The 19,519-nt window shown below is 70.5% G+C and carries 17 protein-coding genes and 3 pseudogenes; 14 read left to right on the top strand and 6 right to left on the bottom strand.

All coding sequences use genetic code 11. The features are described from left to right. The 7 genes and pseudogenes from AB0P03_RS38485 to AB0P03_RS38455 all read left to right on the top strand — a co-directional run. Window positions 1-184: pseudogene (locus AB0P03_RS38485) on the top strand (2-oxoacid:ferredoxin oxidoreductase subunit beta); the annotation flags it as partial. Window positions 185-239: 55 nt separating this feature from the next. Then, window positions 240-1,481 carry a 1-deoxy-D-xylulose-5-phosphate reductoisomerase gene (gene dxr, locus AB0P03_RS38480; protein ID WP_363589592.1) on the top strand — a complete coding sequence of 414 codons (1,242 nt, stop codon included), beginning with the start codon at window positions 240-242 and terminating at the stop codon, window positions 1,479-1,481. Beyond that, window positions 1,478-2,425: a 4-(cytidine 5'-diphospho)-2-C-methyl-D-erythritol kinase gene (locus AB0P03_RS38475; protein WP_363633349.1), complete on the top strand. Its 948-nt coding sequence runs from the start codon at window positions 1,478-1,480 to the stop codon at window positions 2,423-2,425. The genes dxr and AB0P03_RS38475 overlap by 4 nt, the downstream gene beginning before the upstream one ends. 300 nt (window positions 2,426-2,725) lie before the next feature. Continuing rightward, window positions 2,726-3,763 (top strand): terpene synthase family protein, encoded by a 1,038-nt coding sequence (locus AB0P03_RS38470; protein WP_363633347.1) that lies wholly within the window; start codon window positions 2,726-2,728, stop codon window positions 3,761-3,763. 551 nt (window positions 3,764-4,314) lie between these two features. Next, a pseudogene (locus tag AB0P03_RS38465) lies at window positions 4,315-4,662 on the top strand (phophatidylserine decarboxylase associated domain-containing protein); the annotation flags it as partial. Continuing rightward, window positions 4,593-5,045 (top strand): annotated as a pseudogene (locus tag AB0P03_RS38460) (phosphatidylserine decarboxylase); the annotation flags it as partial. The pseudogenes AB0P03_RS38465 and AB0P03_RS38460, both read left to right, overlap by 70 nt. Before the next feature lie 244 nt (window positions 5,046-5,289). Beyond that, window positions 5,290-6,897 (top strand): M4 family metallopeptidase, encoded by a 1,608-nt coding sequence (locus tag AB0P03_RS38455; RefSeq protein ID WP_363633345.1) that lies wholly within the window; start codon window positions 5,290-5,292, stop codon window positions 6,895-6,897. A gap of 320 nt (window positions 6,898-7,217) precedes the next feature. On the opposite strand, the gene AB0P03_RS38450 is transcribed toward AB0P03_RS38455, so the two are convergent. Next, window positions 7,218-7,643: a hypothetical protein gene (locus tag AB0P03_RS38450; protein ID WP_363633344.1), complete on the bottom strand. Its 426-nt coding sequence runs from the start codon at window positions 7,641-7,643 to the stop codon at window positions 7,218-7,220. A 660-nt stretch (window positions 7,644-8,303) separates the two neighbouring features. Between AB0P03_RS38450 and AB0P03_RS38445 the strand changes: the two genes are divergently transcribed. From AB0P03_RS38445 to AB0P03_RS38435, 3 genes are all read left to right on the top strand, one after another. Then, entirely contained in the window at window positions 8,304-8,627 is a 324-nt protein-coding gene (locus AB0P03_RS38445) for a hypothetical protein (RefSeq protein ID WP_363589718.1), read from the top strand. Then, entirely contained in the window at window positions 8,620-8,949 is a 330-nt protein-coding gene (locus AB0P03_RS38440; protein ID WP_363589716.1) for a hypothetical protein, read from the top strand. Before AB0P03_RS38445 ends, AB0P03_RS38440 begins: the two co-directional genes overlap by 8 nt. A gap of 133 nt (window positions 8,950-9,082) precedes the next feature. Beyond that, window positions 9,083-10,564, top strand: coding sequence for an AarF/UbiB family protein (locus AB0P03_RS38435; RefSeq protein ID WP_363633342.1), 1,482 nt, complete (start codon window positions 9,083-9,085; stop codon window positions 10,562-10,564). Between the two features lie 549 nt (window positions 10,565-11,113). Here the strand turns inward: AB0P03_RS38435 and AB0P03_RS38430 are convergent. After that, window positions 11,114-12,373: an IS21 family transposase gene (locus AB0P03_RS38430; protein ID WP_363633341.1), complete on the bottom strand. Its 1,260-nt coding sequence runs from the start codon at window positions 12,371-12,373 to the stop codon at window positions 11,114-11,116. Between the two features lie 727 nt (window positions 12,374-13,100). On the opposite strand from AB0P03_RS38430, the gene AB0P03_RS38425 reads away from it, so the two are divergent. The 4 genes from AB0P03_RS38425 (at window position 13,101) to AB0P03_RS38410 (ending at window position 15,092) form a co-directional block, all read left to right on the top strand. Beyond that, window positions 13,101-13,340 (top strand): hypothetical protein, encoded by a 240-nt coding sequence (locus tag AB0P03_RS38425; RefSeq protein WP_363633339.1) that lies wholly within the window; start codon window positions 13,101-13,103, stop codon window positions 13,338-13,340. A gap of 321 nt (window positions 13,341-13,661) precedes the next feature. Then, window positions 13,662-14,072, top strand: coding sequence for a DUF2637 domain-containing protein (locus tag AB0P03_RS38420; RefSeq protein WP_363589274.1), 411 nt, complete (start codon window positions 13,662-13,664; stop codon window positions 14,070-14,072). Between the two features lie 27 nt (window positions 14,073-14,099). Further along, window positions 14,100-14,351, top strand: a complete 252-nt coding sequence (locus AB0P03_RS38415; protein WP_363589272.1) for a hypothetical protein — start codon at window positions 14,100-14,102, stop codon at window positions 14,349-14,351. Between the two features lie 102 nt (window positions 14,352-14,453). After that, on the top strand, window positions 14,454-15,092 hold the full coding sequence (locus tag AB0P03_RS38410) for a GntR family transcriptional regulator (protein ID WP_363589270.1): 639 nt from the start codon (window positions 14,454-14,456) through the stop codon (window positions 15,090-15,092). Window positions 15,093-15,127: 35 nt separating this feature from the next. Here the strand turns inward: AB0P03_RS38410 and AB0P03_RS38405 are convergent, their stop codons facing one another. From AB0P03_RS38405 to AB0P03_RS38390, 4 genes are all read right to left on the bottom strand, one after another. Continuing rightward, a complete protein-coding gene (locus AB0P03_RS38405; protein WP_363633337.1) occupies window positions 15,128-15,868 on the bottom strand; it encodes a substrate-binding domain-containing protein in 741 nt (246 codons plus the stop codon). 79 nt (window positions 15,869-15,947) lie between these two features. Next, window positions 15,948-16,622, bottom strand: coding sequence for a 3-oxo-tetronate 4-phosphate decarboxylase (gene otnC / locus AB0P03_RS38400; RefSeq protein WP_363633335.1), 675 nt, complete (start codon window positions 16,620-16,622; stop codon window positions 15,948-15,950). Beyond that, entirely contained in the window at window positions 16,619-17,890 is a 1,272-nt protein-coding gene (gene otnK, locus AB0P03_RS38395; protein WP_363633333.1) for a 3-oxo-tetronate kinase, read from the bottom strand. Before otnK ends, otnC begins: the two co-directional genes overlap by 4 nt. A gap of 42 nt (window positions 17,891-17,932) precedes the next feature. Then, window positions 17,933-19,330 carry a gluconate:H+ symporter gene (locus tag AB0P03_RS38390; protein ID WP_363633332.1) on the bottom strand — a complete coding sequence of 466 codons (1,398 nt, stop codon included), beginning with the start codon at window positions 19,328-19,330 and terminating at the stop codon, window positions 17,933-17,935. Between the last annotated feature and the right edge of the window lie 189 nt (window positions 19,331-19,519).

The following is a 19,519-nucleotide window of genomic DNA, read 5'->3' as shown; positions in this document are numbered from 1 at the left end:
CGCGCTCTCCCGGATCGCCGACGCCGACACCCTCCACCACACCCCGATCGGCGTCCTGCGCGACGTCCACCGACCCGTCTACGACGAGCTGATGGAACGTCAATTCGCTATTGCTACGCAGCGGATGGGAGCCGGGTGCCTCACCACGCTGCTCACCGGAACCGATTCCTGGACCGTCGTCTGACGACCGAGCACACCCGATCACCCCGGCACAGCACGAACAGACAGGACGAAGACCCATGGCAGTCCCCGGGACCCACGCCCCCATGGCCATCGCCGACATCCACCTCCCCGGTGATCCGCCGCTGGGGCGACGGGACGTAGCCGTCCTGGGATCCACCGGATCGATCGGCACCCAGGCCGTCGACGTGATCCGCCGCAACCCCGACCGCCTGCGCGCCGTGGCACTGGCCGCGGGCACGCGCAACCTGCCACTGCTGGCCCAACAGGCCCTCGACCTCGGTGTCGAGACCGTGGCCACCTCCCGGCGCGAGGCCGCACCGGCCCTACGCCTGGCCCTGAAGTCCCAGGCGAACGGACGGCGGCTGCCCCGCGTCCTGGCCGGACCGGAGGCCGCCACCCAGGTCGCGGCCATCGGCTGCCACCGCGTCCTGAACGGCATCAGCGGCTCGATCGGACTCGCCCCCACCCTGGCCGCCCTGGAATCCGGGGCACGACTCGTCCTGGCCAACAAGGAGTCCCTGATCGCCGGCGGCCCCCTCGTCCGAAGACTCGCCCGACCCGGCCAGGTGATCCCCGTGGACTCCGAGCACTCCGCACTGCTCCAGTGCCTGCGCGGCGGCCAGCGCCGCGAGGTGCGCCGACTCATCCTGACCGCCAGCGGCGGTCCCTTCCGCGGCTACACCCGGAGCCGACTCGACCGGGTGACGGTCGACCAGGCCCTCGCCCACCCCACCTGGAACATGGGCCCGCTGGTCACCGTCAACTCCGCGACCCTCATGAACAAGGGCCTCGAAGTCATCGAGGCCCACCTCCTCTTCGACGTGCCGCTGTCGCGCATCGCCGTCGTCGTCCACCCGCAGTCCGTCGTGCACTCCATGGTCGAGTACGCCGACGGCTCCACCCTGGCCCAGGCCAGCCCGCCCGACATGCGCATCCCGCTCGCGCTCGGCCTGGGCTGGCCCGACCGGATCCGCGACGCCGCACCCGCCTGCGACTGGTCCACCGCTGCCACCTGGGAGTTCTTCCCGCTGGACACCGAGACCTTCCCCGCCGTCTCCCTCGCCCGTCAGGCAGGCGACGAAGGCGGCCTCGCCCCGGCCGTCCTCAACGCCGCGAACGAGGAATGCGTCCGTCTCTTCCTGACCGGCCGCATCCCGTTCACCGCGATCGTGGACACCGTCCGCCGCGTCCTGCACGCCACCTCCCGCCCCGTCCCCAGCGCCGCCCTCACCCTGGCGGACGTCCGCAAGGCCGAGACCTGGGCCCGCACTCAGGCCAGAGAGCTGTCGACCACATGAACACGGCCACGCCTCCAACGCCCCGTAGCGTCACCGCGACGGCGCCGGGGAAGATCAACGTCCAGCTCTCCGTAGGCGCCCGCCGCCCCGACGGCTACCACGCACTCACCACCGTGTTCCTCGCCGTCGCACTCCACGACACCGTCACGGCCACACTCGCCGCCGCCGGGCGAACCACCGTCACCGTCATTGGCACCGACGCACAACGGGTGCCGACGGACGCCACCAACCTCGCCGCACGCGCCGCACAGCTCCTCCGCGAACACCACGGGACCGACGCCGGAGTGGCCCTGCACGTCACCAAGCGGATCCCCGTCGCCGGAGGCATGGCCGGCGGCAGTGCCGACGCCGCCGCCACCCTCCTCGCCTGCAACGCCCTGTGGAACACCCGGGCTACCCCTGCCCAACTCCACGCCCTCGCTGCCGAACTGGGCAGCGACGTACCCTTCGCCCTCCTGGGTCAGGCAGCTCTCGGCCAGGGCCACGGCGAGATCCTCACCGACCTGCCCGTCACCGGCCCCCTCCACTGGGTCCTCGCCCTCGCCCACGGAGAACTCGCCACCCCGGCCGTCTACGCGGAACACGACCGCCTCCACACCCTGCGCCACGCCGACGCCCACCCCAGCCCGCAACCTCCCGCCGATCCGGCCCTGCTCGCCGCGTTGAAGACCGGCGATGCCACCGCACTCGGCGCAGCGCTCGTCAACGACCTCCAACCAGCAGCCCTCTCCCTCCACCCCGCGCTGGCCGCCACCCTCCACACCGGAAGGACCGCAGGCGCCCTGGGTTCGATCGTCTCCGGCTCCGGCCCCACCTGTGCCTTCCTGGCCGCGGACGCCCACACGGCAAAGTCCGTGGCCCGCGCCCTCGCCACCTCCAAGGCCGTCCGCCGCGTCCGCACCGTCAGCGGCCCCGCCCCGGGCGCGCACATCACCACCCGCTGAGCTGGGATTCAACAGCCTCGCGGCGAAGAAAGGTGCCATCGAGGGAGTTCGCCGGGGCTTACCGGACACACGACGGCCGCGCCCGGCCCGTCGGGTGCGCGAACCCGCACGGGCCGTGACGAGGAAACCCGCCTGGCCCGGGCACACCCGTACCGAAGCCGCCAGGCCACGGCGAGGGCCACGCACCGAACCGGCGCAGAGAAGGGCCGGCTCGCCGCGAGCGCGGGGCCGGCGCACAGCGGCCTCCGCCCATCGACCCACGCACCACACCACGATCCGCGACAGGAGTGAAGCCGCACCATGTGGAAGCAACGAGTCACCGTCACTCTTCCGACCTACGAGATACCCCTGCCGGTTCGCCCGGCCCCCTTCGAGCACATGGTGATCCGAAGCGAGGAGCCCTGGGCGAGGCAGATGGGAATCGACGACTCCACCATCGAGTCCTACCGTCACGGTCTCAACAGCGGCCGTCTCACCTCACTGGAGTACCCCGCCTCAGGCCTGGAGGACTGCGAGCACCTCAACCGCTGGATGTGGTGGTACTTCTACTACGACGACCAGTTCAACGGCCCGCTCGGCCATGACCTGCCCGGCACCCGACGCACCATCGAGGCCACCCGCGAAGTCTTCCGGGGACGCCGGCCTGAGCACTCGGACCTGCGCAACTGGACGCTCTACCACCTGCGTGGCGAGCTCTTCGCCGCAATGCCGGCACCCTGGTGCGACAGCTTCATCGAGCACTGCGATCTCTGGCTCCACGGCTACCTGTGGGAGACCGGCCTGCGCATCGAGGACCGCATCCCCGGCCTCGCGGAGTTCACGTCCAATCGGCTGTGGACCTCCGGCATGAAGATGACCGTCGACCTCGTCGAGTACGCGGTCCGGGCCACGCCGCCCGAGCGGTTCATCAGGCACAAGGAGATCGATCAGCTCACCACCGACCTGAGCAACATCATCGCGTGGTCCAACGAAATGAACTCGCTGGCCATGGAAACCCAATTCCACCCGGTGAACAACCTGGTCTACGTCTTCTACTGGCATGAGACCCACGACATGCAGGAGGCGGTGGACCGGACCCACGCCCTGTACCAAGCCGTGTGCCGGGACGCCCTCGCCGTCCAGCACCGGCTCCCGGCCATCATGGACGAACTCCAGCTGTCCCGGTCCGAGCAGGGCATTGCCTGGCGCTGGCTGGAAGCGGCGTACCACTGCATCGGCGGTGGCCTGGCCTGGCAGCTGGAAACCGGACGCTACGACACCCCGACCGGCCCCGTCGACGTCCCCGTCCCGGAGCTCAACCCGGTCCCGGAGCTCAACCCCGACCCTGCCGAACCCTGACCAGGGAAGAAAAGGGAAGAAACTCGCCAGACTGACGACACGTCAATCATGCCAAGCCGTCCCGGAACCCATTCGACAGGTCAGCGGCCAATCCGATGGTGGCGCCCCCGACGCCGACCCGACTACGGCCTACCGCTCCCGGAAAAGGGGAACCCCCGATGACATCCGCAGTCCCCGACATCGGCCAACTGGACCCCACCCCGCCGCAGGCCCCCGGCACGTTCCCGGTCACTTCGCGGTCATCCTCGACGGCAACAGGCGACGGGCCCGCAGGCACGGCCACCCGGTCGCCTCCCTGAGCTCGCCCTGCCTCTCGGCAGATCCGGAGACGGCGATGCCTCAACCTGTTCTGTACATTCAACGGCTCTGCCCCGTCATCGGCGGGACCGAAGGCTGACTGACACGTCGGCCATCACGTGAGTGACGTCAACGGCCACCGTCATCCTTTCGAGTCCCTTTGGCGACGAACCGTGTTTCCTCGCCTGTTGCGAGGGTGAGACTCGCGAGGATCTCCACCTGGACGTGGCCGATCGAATGCCAAGGAGACAGACATGCTCGGCGACCTCACCGGCGCCCTGACCGACGCCCGCTACCGCACCTCGTTCGGGCGGGTCGCCGGCTATCTTCCGAAGGACCGCCGGGCGGTCGACGCCTGGTTGGCGGACCTCGCGGACCGGGCCCGGGACCGTAGGGAGCCGCGCAGTCCCGCGGTCGTGACCCTCAAGAAGCTGATCGAGACCGACACCGGCATCCAGGCGCTGGTATCCGAGATGCTCGAACGGCTCCCGCGCGGCCTCCAGCCGGTCCACGGCGTCGAGCACCTGTTGCAGTGCGTGGACCAGATCATCACCACCGCGTCCGAATACCGCGCCAAGCCCGAGGAACGGATCCTCTTCCCGCTGTCCGCGACGTCCTCCAGCTGCTCCCCGCCACCGGCTACCACCGCTGGCACGCACCGGTCGACGGCGTGGTCCGGCACGTGGAGATCGTCCCCGGCCTGCTGTTCGGCACAGCCGGGCTCGACGGTTCGGGCCCCGCCGGCCAGGGGCCGTCGCTGGGCGGTGCGGCGGCGTCCAGCACCCGGGCCCTGGTGTTCATCGAGAGCACCGCTCCCCGCATCGGCATGGTCTGCCTCGCCGTCGTCGGCATCAGCGAGATCTCCTCCGTCACTCCCACCGTCCGCACGGACCAGGAAGTGAGGAAGGGCGACGAGCTCGGCCACTTCAGCTACGGCCGATCCTGCTGCTTCATGGCCTTCGAGCCGGATGCCGACCTTGAGCCCGCCGTCGCACCCGCCGCCGACATCGCCCCGGAAGCCGCCCCCCCAGGTCGCCACCAACGCCCCCATCGCCAACGTCAGGTAGCGTCCGGGGTCGCCGGGCCGCTCGCAGCCGCCGTCAGCCGGTTCCGGTGCCGGGGCACGACGACCCGGCCCCCGGGCGGCAACGCCATCCGATGCCGGCCCCCGGGTCGGCACACGATCATGTGGACACGCACCGTGGCCGCACGCACCGAGGAATCCCCCTTTGCAGCCTGCATCCCCCCATCACGGACGCCATCGGCCCGCCCGGCTGACCGCCGCCCTCGCGCTCCTGACCACCCTGGCACTGACAGGCGTCCAATCGACAGGAGCCGCCGCCCGCACTCCCCATGGCGCCTCGCAGACCCGAAGCGGCGCGCTGTCCCCGCAGGAACACGCCGAGCTCCTGAAGGAGGCCACCCAAGCCGCCATCGCGACAGCGAAGGCGCTGAACCTGGACCCGCGCGAGAGCCTGCTGATCGACGACGCCACCCGGGACGCGGACGGCACGGTCCACTTCCGCTACAACCGCACCTTCGCCGCGTTGCCGGTCCTCGGCGGCGATCTGATCGTCCACCGCACCCCGCAGGGCGCCCTCACCGACACCCGCGCCCACCGGGCGCCGATCAGTGTGCCGACCCTCACGCCCACGGTTCCGGCCGTCCAGGTGATGCAGTCGCTCAATACCACGACGCTCCCGCGCCTGGTCGTCTGGTCGGCCGCCCAAACCCCCGCGCTGGCATGGGAATCCGTCCTGGACGGCACCCAGGAAGATGGCACCCCCAGCGAACGCCACATCGTGACCGACGCGACCTCGGGCACCCAGCTCTACACCTACGAGGCCGTGCACACCGGCATCGGCCAAGGCCAGTACAACGGCACGGTGCCCCTGGGCACCAAGCACAGCCTGTTCCGGTACGAGATGAACGACACCGCCCGCGGCGGCCACCGGACCTACAACCTGCACCACGCCTCCACCGGCCAGGGCGAACTGTTCACCGACCAGGACGACCGCTGGGGCAACGGCACCCAGAGCGACGACGAGACCGCGGGCGTCGACGCCCACTACGGCGCCGCCGCCACCTGGGACTACCTCCAGCAGGTGCACGGGCGCACCGGAATCCGCGGCGACGGTGTCGGCGCCTACAGCCGTGTCCACGCCAGTGACAACTACACGAACGCCTACTGGGACAACGGCTGCTTCTGCATGACCTACGGCGACGGGCCCGGCAACGCCAAACCGCTGACCGAACTGGACGTGGCCGCACACGAGATGATCCACGGCCTGACCTCCGCCACCGCCGGCCTGGAATACCAGCGCGAGTCCGGCGGACTCAACGAAGCCACCAGCGACATCCTCGCCACCGCCGTAGCCTTCCACACCGACAACCCCACCGACGTCCCCGGCTACCTCATGGGCAAACGCCTCAACCTCAACGGCAAGGGCACCCCGCTGCGCTACCTGGACCGACCCTCCCGGGACGGACGCTCCCCCGACTACTGGTACGACGGCATCGCCGACATCGACGTCCACTACTCCTCCGGCCCCGCCAACCACTTCTTCTACCTGCTCGCCGAGGGCAGCGGCCCCAAGACCATCAACGGCATCGACTACGACAGCCCCACCATCGACGGCCGCACCATCACCGGCATCGGCCGCCTCGCCGCCGAACAGATCTGGTACCGGGCCCTGACCACCTACATGACCACCACCACCGACTACCACGACGCCCGCACCGCCACCCTCCAAGCCGCCGCCGACCTCTACGGCCCCGGCAACACCGCCTACGCAGCCGTCGCCGGCACCTGGTCAGCCGTCAACGTCAACAGCTGACACCAGCCCGCACACCGCACCCACGGCCAGCCGCTCAGGCGACACAGCGGTCCTGCCACAGCCCGGTCCGGGCAACGCGCCCCGGGAAGCAGCGCCGCCTCGCGCTTCCCCTGGAAACCGAGCCGTTCCACTGTGCCACGGGGCGGTTCACGCCGTGCCCCGCCCGGGCCTGGGGGGGGTGGCGGGGCACAGCGTGCGGTGCTCAGCGGTCGTCGCCGAGTTCCTGGTGCATCCGCGGCTGGTCGTCCTGCTCGTGGGTGGCATGGGGGAGCTCTACTGCCCTCGGTAGCCCGATCGGCTGACGCAACGTTGGGCCAGGGCTAGGAGCGTGGGTCTCTAACTGGGAGTGCGTGGGTGCGGATCTGGTGCCGTTTCGTGCTGCGGATCCGTAGTGCTGCAGCGCAGGCGGCGACGAAGATCATGGCGATGCCTGTGCCGGTCAGCACTTGGCGGGCCCCCAGGGCGGTGGTAAGGGGGACGAGTTCCACGGCCACGGCCGCGGGACGGGCCGCTGCCGGGTCGCCGCCGACGGCCCGGCAGGCCAGGAGCGTGAGGGCCGGGCGCAGGGCCTTGCCGTCGGTCGGGTGGTCGAGGTGGACGCGGTCGTCGGTCCACCAGCCGAAGTGCAGTCCGGCGAGGTGACGGATGTGCGCGGGCAGGCGGTTGACCTGGGTGCGGATCAACGGCCTGACGGTGTCCGCGCTGTGTGCCAGGATGCGTTCGCAGTCGCGGGGTTCGTCGGACACCGGGCCTCGCCTTCGAGTGGCAGTGCGTCAGGATCGGGCGGGAGGCGGCGGGTCCGGCCGGGCACGACGGGTCCTTGCCGGCCGCTTTCGTAAGCGTTCAGCGCGATGGTCCCTATGCCAACAGATCCACAGCTGCCCCGGTACGGCGTGCGGCCCGAACATCGGAGCACGGCCGGCTCCGGCTCGCGCCCTCGTCCCGGCCCCCACGCCTACACCCGTCGCACCACAGGTCGGTGGCCGCCGGAACCATGAGACGGGCCATCCCCTCCATGAACATCCCTGGTGGGGAAGGCATTTGGGGCCGACGGCGCGCGCCTGGGTCCGGCGCGGTCCCCGTGTCGACCGTCGCGCGGCCGACCCGGCGGCCCCGTTCCCGTCTTCGCGTTACCACCCGATCCCGCGGACTTCCCGCGGGTGTCGGGGCGGCGGGAAACGGTCACGGCCGGGGCAGCGGGCGCGTGTACGGCGCGCGCGGCACCGGCGGCCGGAACTCGTTGCCTCCCGAGCCCCCCGCACGCGGGGTTGCCACCGAGGTGCGTACTGGCGTGCACTCAGAGAACTGAACGCTTTCCGTCCGAACCTTCGGCCACCGACCCGGAGGATCGCGGGCGATCAGGCCTTCTCGCGTGCTCACACCCCAGCAGTGAGGAACACCCCCTCATGAGTGAGTCCCGGCCGCGACGCGGCATCATCCGGTCCCTGCGCACCATCGTCGACGACGCCAAAGAGATCGCCGACGAACTCATCGAGCGCGCGGCGGAGCTGGAGTGCAACCTCCGTGACGCCATCATCGACCTGCTGGAGGAGAACGACCCGTTGAAGGAGAACACGGGGGGCAAGCCCTCCGATGACACCCCTCGTCGCCCTGCGGGTGGCGGGGGCGAGAGAGACGAAGGGGCGGAGCTGGCGGGCCTGCGGGCGGAACTGGCCGCCCTGCGGGAAGAGCTCGCCCGCCTGTCCAAGGCTTCGCCGACACATGACTGACCCGAAGAACCACAACGGGGTCGGCAGTGCCGGTGTGTCCGGCCCGCCGACCGACGCGGAGGTGGAACGCCAGCTGGTCCGGGCAGAGAACGGGCTGCTGGTGGACGCGCTCACCTACCGGCCGGTCTCCCTGGCCGAGCTGGCCGACGACGTGCGCAGCGGTCTCCGGTTCCGGGCCCGGGACAGCAGCGGCGGCGAGTGCACCTACCAGGTCCTCGTCCAGGCACTCCTCGCCACACTCGTGCCCGGGCCGACAGCGGGCGCAGCGGAACTGTTGTCCGCCGCCGTCCGCGACGGCCTCCCGACCGGCCGGACCACGTAGGACACCGGACAAGAGACAGACGAAACGGCACCGGGCAACCGGGGGGAAAGCCGGGGCAACGCGGCTCTCTCCTTGCTCGACGCGCTGTTCCCGGTATCGGCCCGTGCGTGGCCGCCCTGTCTCTGGAGGCTGTGTGTCCGCTCGTACGCTCTACGTCTCGGGGGTCCTGGGGCGTCTGCTCGCCGACGAGTTGCGGCGCCCCGGGCGCAAGGGCAGCGGGAAGCACGAGGAGGAGAGCGGGCGGGCGCGGGCGGTGCGGGAGGCCTTGCAGTCGCTGGGCCCCTTCTACATCAAGGTCGGCCAGATCCTCTCCACCCGCCCCGACTTCGTGCCCGAGGCGATGATCGAGGAACTCCGCCTGCTCCACGACCAGGTCACCCCGCTCCCCTTCGACGTCTTCGAGCCCGTCCTGGCCGCCGAGTTCGGCCCCCGCTGGCCGCGCCTGTTCCGCGACATCGACACCGAAACGCCGCTCGGCGCAGCGTCGCTGGCCCAGGTCTACCGCGCCGATCTGGCGGATGGCACGGCGGCGGCGGTGAAGATTCAGCGCCCCGGTGTCGCTCAGGTCATGGCCCAGGACATGGCCGTTCTGCGCCGCGCGGCGCGTCTGGTCGTCCGGGCAGCGCCCCGCTTCACCGCGGTCGTCGACGTGCCGGCCATGCTCGGCGTGCTCTTCGACGCCATGCGGGACGAGAGCGACTTCCGCCGGGAGGCCGCCAACATGCGCCACGCCCTCGGCTTGACCGCCGAGTTCAAGCACCTCACCGTCCCACGGGTCCTCCTCACCCCCACCCGGCGGGTCCTGGTGCAGTCGCTGGCCCCCGGCACGTCCGTACGCGACGCCGACCCCGCCGCGTTCACCGCCGACGAGCGCACCGGCATCGCCCGGGACCTGATGGCGTTCATGTACCGCGGGTACTTCCTCGACCGCTACTTCCACGCCGACCCCCACCCCGGCAACCTGTTCGTCGCCCCCGGCCACCCCGCCCACCTGATCGACTGGGGCATGGTCGGCCGCATCGATGCCACCATCAGCCGAAGCCTCGTCCTCGTCCTGCTCAATGCCGCCGCAGGCGACGGCCCCGGCCTGGCACGGACCTGGGCCGAGATGGGCAACCCCACCCCCTGGGCCGACCTCGCCGGATTCCGCACCGACATGAGCGCCCTCGTCCCGAAAGTCACCTCCGCATCCCTGGCCGATCTCGACTTCGGTGTCACCCTCACCGCCGTCCTCGTCTGCGCCACCCGCCGCGGCGTCCGCTCCAGCCCCGTCATCGCCCTCCTCGGCAAATCCTTCGCCAACCTCGAAGGATCCATCCGCCACCTCTGCCCCGAACTCTCCATCACCGACGTCTTCGCCGACAACCTGCGCACCATCATCTTCGGCCTCACCCGCGAGACCCTCTCCGAACAGCAAGCCGCCCGCACCGCCCTCGAACTCATCATCGCCGCCCCCGGCACCCTCCAGCAGAGCCGCAACATCCTGCGCAACCTCGCCGACAACGACCTCACCCTGAGCATCACCAACACCACGGACCGGCCGGACCACAGCCACACCCACGCCGCACTCATCCTCGCCGCCGCCATCATCTGGGCCGCCAGACACAGAAGATGACCCCGCTCCCGACCACGGCACCTCCGACACGTCCGGATGCGGAGCACGACCCCGGCCAGACCTCCACCGTCACCGGCTCTGCCGCACGACCGAACACGGAAGCGCCGCCAGTGGGACGACGGCGCTCTCGCCGCTGCGCAGGTGTCGTACGCCGGAATCCTGACGATCCCGCGCGGTTCCAGGGCAAGCCGGGTAGCGCCCGGCCGCCGCTTCTCGATCCGGGGCGCCGCCCGGGAGGCTCGCCTCCCGGAGCCGGCCAGACCGGCTTGCGGTCCGAGGAGGTCACTTCCGGCACGGTCACGCGGCCGGGCGAGGCAGCGGGGGTGCAGGTGCAACGCCAACCGGCGGGCATCTGTCCCGCGGTCCTCCTTCGACCACCTGCTGATAGGGAACGAGATCCACTCCCGGCCGGATGAACTCGACCACGGCGACACCGACTTCCACCGCAGCGTCGACCAGGTCGTGGACCGCTTCCGCGCCGTGCCGCTGGTCCTGCAGCTGCCGATCGGTGCCGGGGCGGGCTTCCGGGGCGTGGTCGACCTGGCTTCGTCAGGACCTTTGGGGCCTTGGCGCCAAGCCATTCCTGTACAGGGCCTCGGCCTCGGCCCGAGCCGCCGGGGAGAGCGGGAGGTGGTCCTTGCCACGCGGGCAGGGTGGGGCCTCGACACGGGGCGGGCGGACCGGGCGTTCCAACACGATGGCCCTGTCGCGGTCGACCAGCCTCAGCCCAGCACCCTGCGGCGCCAGTGCGTAGCAGGCGATGACCGCTCCGCTCGCGGCGGTGATCGACAGGAACGATTCCCCGAGGCGTCGCCGGACGTGCACTTCCGCGCCGGCCAGATCGGCCGAGACCGCGTAGAAGTTCCCGCGATAGGGCACCAAGCCCTGCGGCATGACAGTGCGGTCGACGCAGCTCTGGAGCGGGTACGGGGTGCCCGGCAGGTCCAGCAGAGCCGTCGCCGGAGCCGACTGGTCCGGGTCGCCGACCGTGCGGCCGCGGCCGTCCAGGGCGGACGCGTACCGGTCGAGGCTCTCCTGGGCACTCCAGAGGGAGCGACCGTCCGGAACGGTGAGCCACCAGTTCTGGACGGTGGCGCGATGGGCCGCGTCCATGGCACTGACCCGGTCGGACCGGCAGACCTTGACCGTCACGCCGTAGTACTTGGCCACCCGCGCGAAGGCCGGCGTCACCCGACCGGTGTCCACGCACCACACGGTCGGCGACCGGCGGAACCGCCAGCATCCGGTGGTACCGCCCAGCCGCCGCAGCACTTGGTCGATCCCCTCGACGAGCTGCGGGAGTTCTCCGCCTTCGACGATCACGGCGCGCCAACGATCCGGCCGGGCGACCGAGCCCAGTAGCAGACGGGCCGGGCTCCTGCCGTCCCACTCCGCCGGTGGCCCGGGAAGCTCCAGCCACTCGAACCGGACCTTCTCGTCCGCCGGACGCGGGGCAACACCGCCGTCACCGAACCCGGCTGAGCCGCAGAACTCGCAGGCCGGCCGGACCCGGTGCTTGCGTACGGCCCGGGTGAAGGTCGAATATCCACCCGGATAGCCCAGCGCCGAGACCTCGTCGAACAGCGTGGATGCCGGCAGGTGCGGATCGTCCGCGAGTCGCTGCCGGCAGTACGGGAGGAAAGCGGAGAGCTGGTCCTGGGCCGAGCTGCGGATCCCCACGGTCCGCTCCCCGCGGAGGTAGAGCCTTACCGTCTTGCGGTCATGCCCCAGGTGCCGGGCGATGGCCGAGATGGACCATCCCTGCAGGTGCAGGTCCCGCACATTCTCGTATTCCTCCTTGGTGAGCATCCGCTGCTCCTCACAACCTGGACTTCACTCGCAGGCGGGGCCCGAATTTGAGCGATCCCCGTACGGCCGCAAATGCTACACGACCACTCCGAACGAATAGAGGGAGGATCGAGCGCCGGGCGTGCGCCCTGGGGAATTTCAGGGAGCGCCGCCATCGAGATGAATTACGCCACGGCCCGCATCTCCGGGGAGGTTTGACGAGCCGCACCGGAAACTCATATGGGACGACGCCCATATTCCACGGTAATCGGCCGGCGGGCAGCGGCTCACTGAACCGACCATTTGCCACCCGGGAGGCAGGTGGAAATCAGGATTCACCGGAAATCCATTTTCCGGCGCCGAAAGTAAAGGGCCGGTCATGTGAGTCCGCAGGTAGCGGCGGTACCAAGGGCGCGGGTCAGGCCGTCACGAACGCGGCAAAGCTCCGGTCGAACATCGAGAACCGGGTCCACTCCGACCACGACACCGCCTTCACCACTGGTGCCGGCACACCTCCCACTGGCCCTTCACGCGCCCGCTCGACCGCCTGGACATCCCCCAGGGGCCCGTCTGCACCAACACAGGAATTTGCGACAGCCCGGGCGGGCCCCGGAACGCAGCCGGGCCTGAACCAGTCCGGGTATTTTCGGAGAGCGCCGGAATGCTGAATATGGAACGACGCCCGGATGCCGGATACGCATCCCGGCAGCCATTTCGTTGATGGGGCATGAGTTCAATGTGCCAACCAATGACTCTGCCGCACCGTCTGCCGAAGGAGCCGGCAACCAGGCTCGGCGAGTGGTTCTTCGTCCCGGATCGGCGGAACCCGGCGGGTGACGTACGGATCGGCTACTTGTCATGCAACGGCGAACGGGTCGTCCTGCAGCACTGCTCCAGCTACCTGGCCGACTTCCTGCGGACGCTCCGTCAGCTCGAGGAGGACTTCGCCAGACGCTGTGGCGCGGAGCCGGTCCCGACCGGCGCATGACGACCGAGATGCGCGCCGGACGGGCAACCGTCGCCCGGCGGAGACGGCAAGGACATGGAGGGCGCCGTGTATGACCCGAGAGCCGCTTTCCTCCCCCCGCAGGGTGGCGCCACCCAGTTCGAACCGGAGGACTTGCCCACGTACCCGACCATCGAAGCCTTGGGCACCTGGGACCCGGAGAGTCCCTTCGTCCCGCACCCCCGCGCTCCCGTCAGCGATCCAGGCCTGTCCGGCGCCGACCCCAGACGCCCGATCTCCCGACACCGACGGCGCACGCCCCCCGCTGAGGCCACCTGGTCACAGGTCCTCGGCTCGCTGTTCGTGGCACTCAGCACCATGACCGTCATCGCGGTGTGCGTGCTGGGCTGGTTACTCGCCTACGACCCGCTGCGCAACCTGGCGCTCAATCGAGCGCCGAGCGGACTTCCTCACCTGTGGCCGCTGGTCATCTACGGGCCGTGGCTGGTGGGCTGCCTGTCGGTACTGCACGCCGCGCTGGACGGACGTCGGCCCGTGCACTCGTGGGTCGTGGTGGTCGCCTTCTCCGCCACGGCGGCCGGCCTGTGCGTGGCCGACGCCTCACCGACCATCCCCGATGTGATCGTCGCAGGCCTGCCACCGATCACCGGGGTGGTTTCGCTGCACCAGTTGGTGCGTCAACTCCTCTCCGGAAAACGACCGCAACGCCCCACCTCTCACAAGGCGGGCCCCTCAAGACGGGTGCGGCGATGACAGCCAAGACCCGAGCGGCTTCCTGAAGTGCGGCTCGTCGAGCAGCATTGGCTCGACGTCATCCGCGCGGGTTTCGAGCGGTACGGCTCCTGCTCGGTCGAGACGCCGTCCGTGGAGTCGCTCGACGCGCTGGTGGCGAAGGGCGAGACCTCGCAGGAGGTCTACCCGCTGCGCCGGCTCCAGGAGGACCCGAACGACGCCTCGGACGCCGAGCTGGGCCTGCACTTCGACCAGGACGAGCCGATCAGGCCGTCGGCCGGGAGGGATGCCGGTATATGATCTGTGTCCTTTGCACATCACTGTGCCTCATCCTGTCTGATTCCCGCGAGGAGGATTGTGTCGACCAGGTCTGGTTCCACGCGTGAGCCCATTGCCGATCGCATGTACCGGGTGCTGCTCGATCAGTTCATCGCCGGCGAACGGGTCGCGGGTTCGCCGTTGAACATCGGCGCGCTCTCGCGTGAGCTCGACGTCAGTCAGACGCCCCTACGCGAGGCGCTGGCACGGCTTGAGCACACCGGTCTGGTCCGGCGCGAGGCCCTCAAGGGGTACCGGGTCGCCGACGCGCTGAGCGAGCGGGAGATCGGGAAGCTGTTCGAGGCACGGCTGGTGCTCGAACCCGCGCTCACCCTGGAGGCCGGACTGCGGACCACGCCGGAGTTCCTGGACACCCTGCGCGCCGCCGTCGACGACCTGGACCACTCGGCGTCCAGCGCGGACACCCGTACCGAGGGGTTCCAGCACTACTGGACGGCCGACGACACCTTCCACCGGCTGATCGCCGCGCAGAGCGGCAACCCCTTCCTCGAACAGGCGCTGCTCGCGCTCGGCGGGCATGTGCAGCGTTTCCGGCTGTTCAGCAAGCGCGGGCAGACGAGTGCCGCCCACGCGGCCGGAGAACACCGGATGGTCTATGAGGCCCTGCGACGCCGGGATGCGGAAGGGGCGGCCGAACTGATGCGACGCCACCTCGCGAGCGCGAAGGACCGGATCCAGACGGCTGCCCCCGGCGAGCACTGAGTACCGGGCCGGAGAACACCGACCCGGTTACCGGATCAGTACGTGGTGACCGGGTCGAGCAGGGTGCGCGTGTAGGCCTCGGCGGCGAGCGGCCCGCGCAGGTGGGCGAGCAGCGAGCGGGCCGCGGCGGCTCCGGCCGAGCGGGCGGTGCGGGTGCTGACGATCGCCGAGAACTGGCTGTAGTGCTGCACCTCTTCGGGGAGCGGGCCGACGATGTCGGCCCGGGGCACGAAGAGGAGTTCGCTCAACTGCTGGATGGCGATGTCGGCGCGGCCGTCGACGACGGCCTCGGCGATGAAGCCCTTCTCGATGACGGTCGCCCTGGCATTGATCTCGTCGGCGATGCCCAGGTCACGCAGCAGCCCGGCGAAGTACAGGCCGCTCGCCCCGGTCCGCGAGTAGGCGACGCTGCGAGCGGCGCACAGGGTCGTGACGAGGGCGTCGCGGGTGCTGATGTCCGGGTGCGCGGTGCCGGGCGGTACGGCGAGTCCCACTCCCGTGCGGGCTATCGCGGTACGCGTGTCGAGGTCGACCAGACCGCGTTCGGCGAGCGGGCGGAAGGAGTCGGTGACACCGATCATCACGTCGAAGGGTGTGCCCGCGTCGATCTGGCGGACGAGCTGGACCGTGGGGTCGAACACGGGAATGACGCTCACCCCGCTGTCCCGGGTGAAGGCGGGCAGGACGACCTCGTCCAGCGCCTTGCGGACGGCCAGGGCGCTGAACAGGGTGAGGGAGTGCCGGGCGGTGGTGTCGGCACTGTTGCTGTCGGACACGATGTCTTCACTCTTTCCTTCTCGGCCGGGCACCGGTTCGATCGGTGCCGCGGCGGGGGTGCGGGGCTCGGCGTCGGGACTACGCGGACGCGGTGAGCGCGGCGCGTTCGGCCCCGGTCAGCGGCCGCGTCGGCAGGCCGCGCAGCAGGAGGAAGAGCCGGGCCGTCTCCTCCAGCTCCTCCAGCGCGTCCATCGCCGTGGCCAGGGCTGCGCCCGCGACGACGGGGCCGTGATTGCTCAGCAGCATGGCGTGCCTGCGCCCGGCGGTCTCCTCCACCACCTCCTCCAGGCCGCGATCGCCCGGGGCGTGGTACGGCAGGACCGGCAGCTGTCCGATGCGCATCGCGAAGTACGCGGTCAGCGGCGGCAACGCGTCCTCGGGGTCGAGGCCGGTGAGGCAGGAGACCGCGGCCGCGTGCGTGGAGTGGGTGTGGACGACGGCCTGGGCGTCGGGCCGGGCGCGGAGCACTGCCGCGTGCAGGAAGGCCTCCTTGGAGGGCGGGGGTCCGTCGACGTGCCGCCCGTACTCGTCGGCCAGGGACAGCTGGTCGACGGTGACCGTGCCCAGGCTGGAGCCGGTGGGGGTCACCAGAATCCCTTCCGGGGTGCGGACGGACAGGTTGCCGGTACTGCCGTGGGTGAGGCCGCGGGAGAACAATGAGCGTGCCGTGCGGACCAGTTCCTCGCCTGCCGCGGTCCGAGAGGGCCCGGTCGCGCGGCGCCCCCTGCGGCGGTCCGGGGAGCGCGAGGTCATCGGGCACCCCCTGCGGCGGTGGCGGTGAGCAGCAGGTCCCGCTCGCCGAAGTTCCCGGACTTGAGCAGGATGTCCAGACCGGCGGCGGTGTGGATCCACGGGACCCCGCGCGCCGCCTCGGCGCCGACCTGGCCTCCGTCGACGCCGAGCGCGCTGACGACCGCGCCGGACGTCTCTCCTCCGGCGATGACGAGTCGGGTCACCCCGCGTTCGGCCAGTCCCCGGGCGATGCGACCGAGTGCGGCCTCCAGGATCGACGCGGACCGCTCCAGGCCGAGGGCGTGCTGAACGTCCCGCAGTGCGTGCGGCGGCATCGAGGAGTGGATCAGCGGCCCCGCTTCGGTCGCCCGGCTGCCGAGATCGTCGTACCAGGCGAGTGCCCGGTCGGCGAGGGAGGCCGGTTCCCGGTCGGTCAGCGGGTCGAGGCGGTGGACGGGGCGGCCCGCCGCGCGCATGGCATCGATCTGCTCCAGGGTGCGCCTGGAACAGCTTCCGGCCAGGGCGACCGCGGGACCGTCCGGTCGCACGGGCCGACCTGCCCGGTCGCCGGGTGCGGAGGCGGAGCGCTCGGCGTGCACTCTGGCGAGCGCGCCGGCCAACCCCGCGGCGCCGGCGACCAGCGGCAGGTCCTCGCAGGCCTGGGCGATCGCGTACAGGTCGCCGTCGGTCAGCGCGTCCGCGAGGAGGTAGCGGGTGTGCCCGGCGTGTTGACGGATGGTGGAGCGGATCCGGTCGGCGCCGCCGGAGACGACGGTGTGGTCCAGCACGGCACAGCCGGGGTGGGCCGACTGGGCATCGAGCAGCCTGGGGAGGAAGGAGTCCCGCATGGGTGTCAGGGGGTGGTGCCGCATCGGGGACTCGGCCAGCAGCGTGCCGTCGACGAACAGGTACCCCTGGTACTGGGTGCGGCCGTGCTCGGGCGAGCTCGGTGTGGTGACGACCGGGTCGCCGCCGGTCGCCTGGCCGAGTGCGTCCAGCACCGGGCCGATGTTGCCCTGGGCGGTGGAGTCGAAAGTGGAGCAGTACTTGAAGTAGAGCCGGTTGGCTCCGGCTCGGGACAGCCTCAGCGCGGCGGCCTGACTCTGCTCAACTGCCGTTGCCACCGGGGCGGTTCGGGTCTTCAGCGAGATGACGGCGGCGTTGACGGGCTGCTGCGCCGGGAGTTCGTCGGGGGTGCCGAAGCAGAGCAGGGTGCGCAGGCCCTGACGTCGTAGCGCGGCTGCGACGTCGGTGCCACCGGTGACGTCGTCGGCGATCACACCGATCATGGTGTTTCCTTTCCGTCTGGCTCGGTCGTGGGAGGAGAGGCCCTAGGCCAGGGCGGATATGGCGAGTACACAGCCGAAGCCGAGCAGCGACACGGTGGTCTCGATGACGGTGAAGCTCTTGAACATGTCCGTCAGTGACATGCCGAAGCTCTCCTTGACCTGCCAGGAGGCGGCGTTGTTGATGTGCGGGAAGATGATGGAGCCGCAGCCGAGTGCGAGGACGACCAACGCCGGGTGCAGTCCGGGAGTCTCGGGCACCATGGGGGCGACGATCCCGGAGGCGGTGATGATGGCGACGGTCGCCGAGCCGACCGCCAACCGGATGAGGGCCGCGATCACCCAGGCCAGGATGAGCGGAGAGACGCCCAGGCCGTGCGTGAGGTGGGCGATCGCCTTGCCGATCCCGGAGTCCAGCATGACCCCGCTCAGGGCGCCGCCTCCCCCGATGATCAGCAGGATGGGGGCGATGGCCGCGATGCTGTCGTCGACCTGGCCCTTCAGCTGCTGCCCGCTGACTCCCCGCCCCCAGCCGAGGCCGATGACCGCGAGGATCACCGCGATCAGCAGCGCCACCACCGGCTGGCCGACGAAGCCGAGCGCACTCGCCCAACCCCCGGTCAGGTGGGCGACGGTGACCACGGACTGGCCCACGACCAGGATCAGCGGCAGCACCACCGGGATGACCGACAGGGCGATGCCGGGCGGGGTCCGGTCATCGGCCTTGAGCGTGAACTGTTCGACGAGTCTGGGCGGAGGCACCGGGAAGACGCGGCGGGCGATCGGGCCGGCCAGGAACTGGCCGGAGACCACCATGGTGATGACGGCGACCGGCAGGCCGTAGCCGATGACCGTCCCGACCTCGGTGTGGAGGGCGGTCGCGGCGGCGGTGGGGCCGGGGTGGGGCGGGACCAGCGCGTGGATCGAGGCGACGGTGCCCAGTGCCGGGACACCCACGAGCAGGTAGGGCGAAGTCCTCCTGCCCTTCGCGTCGCGGCCCTCACTGTCGAGCATGGTGGTCTCGACCTCCCGCGCGATGCTGAACAGGAGCGGCAGCAGCACCGCGAGGGCGACCTCGAAGAAGAGCGGGAGGGCGACGACGAAGGCCAGCAGGCTCACCATCCAGGGGATGGTGCGCAGGGAACGGCCCCGGGTGAGCACGGTGGCCAGCCGCCGGATGGCTCCGGATTCGGCGAGCACGGTGCCCAGGATGGTGCCCAGGACCAAGATCAGTCCGGTCTGCCCGAGCGTTCCGCCGGCCCCGGAGGTGACGGATTGAACGACCGCCGCGGGCTTCTCCCCGGCGACGAGCCCGATACCCAGAGTGCCGATCACCAGCGCCAGGAACGGATGGACCTTCAACCGTGTCGTGATCAACAGGACGACGACGACTATGCCGACGAAGCCGGTGACCAGCAGGCCGACCTCAGATGATGGGGCCACGCCAAACCTCTCTGTTCGCGGGCGGGGGGTGTCAATCGCGGGAGCTTCTATCGCGGGAGCGTCAGTCGAGGAGCGTCAGTCGAGGGGGCGTCAGTCGAGGGGGCGGCCCGGGTGGGGGTGCAGCCACGGTGCTCCGCCCATACGAATCACTCTGAAACTCGCTCAATGCTGGCTTGACTACAGGATTTA

Origin of the sequence: Kitasatospora sp. NPDC088779, from assembly GCF_040685395.1 — a bacterium.
In the GTDB taxonomy this organism is placed as follows: Bacteria; Actinomycetota; Actinomycetes; order Streptomycetales; family Streptomycetaceae; genus Kitasatospora.
The sequence above is the reverse complement of the archived record's forward strand: the minus strand, read 5'-3'. Positions and strand labels throughout refer to the sequence as shown.

What these genes read in the sequence shown, in the direction of transcription:
- dxr (WP_363589592.1), top strand. Translation starts at nt 240, where the DNA reads ATGGCAGTCCCCGGGACCCACGCCCCCATGGCCATCGCCGACATCCAC.
- AB0P03_RS38475 (WP_363633349.1), top strand. Translation starts at nt 1,478, where the DNA reads ATGAACACGGCCACGCCTCCAACGCCCCGTAGCGTCACCGCGACGGCG.
- AB0P03_RS38470 (WP_363633347.1), top strand. Translation starts at nt 2,726, where the DNA reads ATGTGGAAGCAACGAGTCACCGTCACTCTTCCGACCTACGAGATACCC.
- AB0P03_RS38445 (WP_363589718.1), top strand. Translation starts at nt 8,304, where the DNA reads ATGAGTGAGTCCCGGCCGCGACGCGGCATCATCCGGTCCCTGCGCACC.
- AB0P03_RS38440 (WP_363589716.1), top strand. Translation starts at nt 8,620, where the DNA reads ATGACTGACCCGAAGAACCACAACGGGGTCGGCAGTGCCGGTGTGTCC.
- AB0P03_RS38430 (WP_363633341.1), bottom strand. Translation starts at nt 12,373, where the DNA reads ATGCTCACCAAGGAGGAATACGAGAATGTGCGGGACCTGCACCTGCAG.
- AB0P03_RS38425 (WP_363633339.1), top strand. Translation starts at nt 13,101, where the DNA reads ATGACTCTGCCGCACCGTCTGCCGAAGGAGCCGGCAACCAGGCTCGGC.
- AB0P03_RS38410 (WP_363589270.1), top strand. Translation starts at nt 14,454, where the DNA reads ATGTACCGGGTGCTGCTCGATCAGTTCATCGCCGGCGAACGGGTCGCG.
- otnC (WP_363633335.1), bottom strand. Translation starts at nt 16,622, where the DNA reads ATGACCTCGCGCTCCCCGGACCGCCGCAGGGGGCGCCGCGCGACCGGG.
- otnK (WP_363633333.1), bottom strand. Translation starts at nt 17,890, where the DNA reads ATGATCGGTGTGATCGCCGACGACGTCACCGGTGGCACCGACGTCGCA.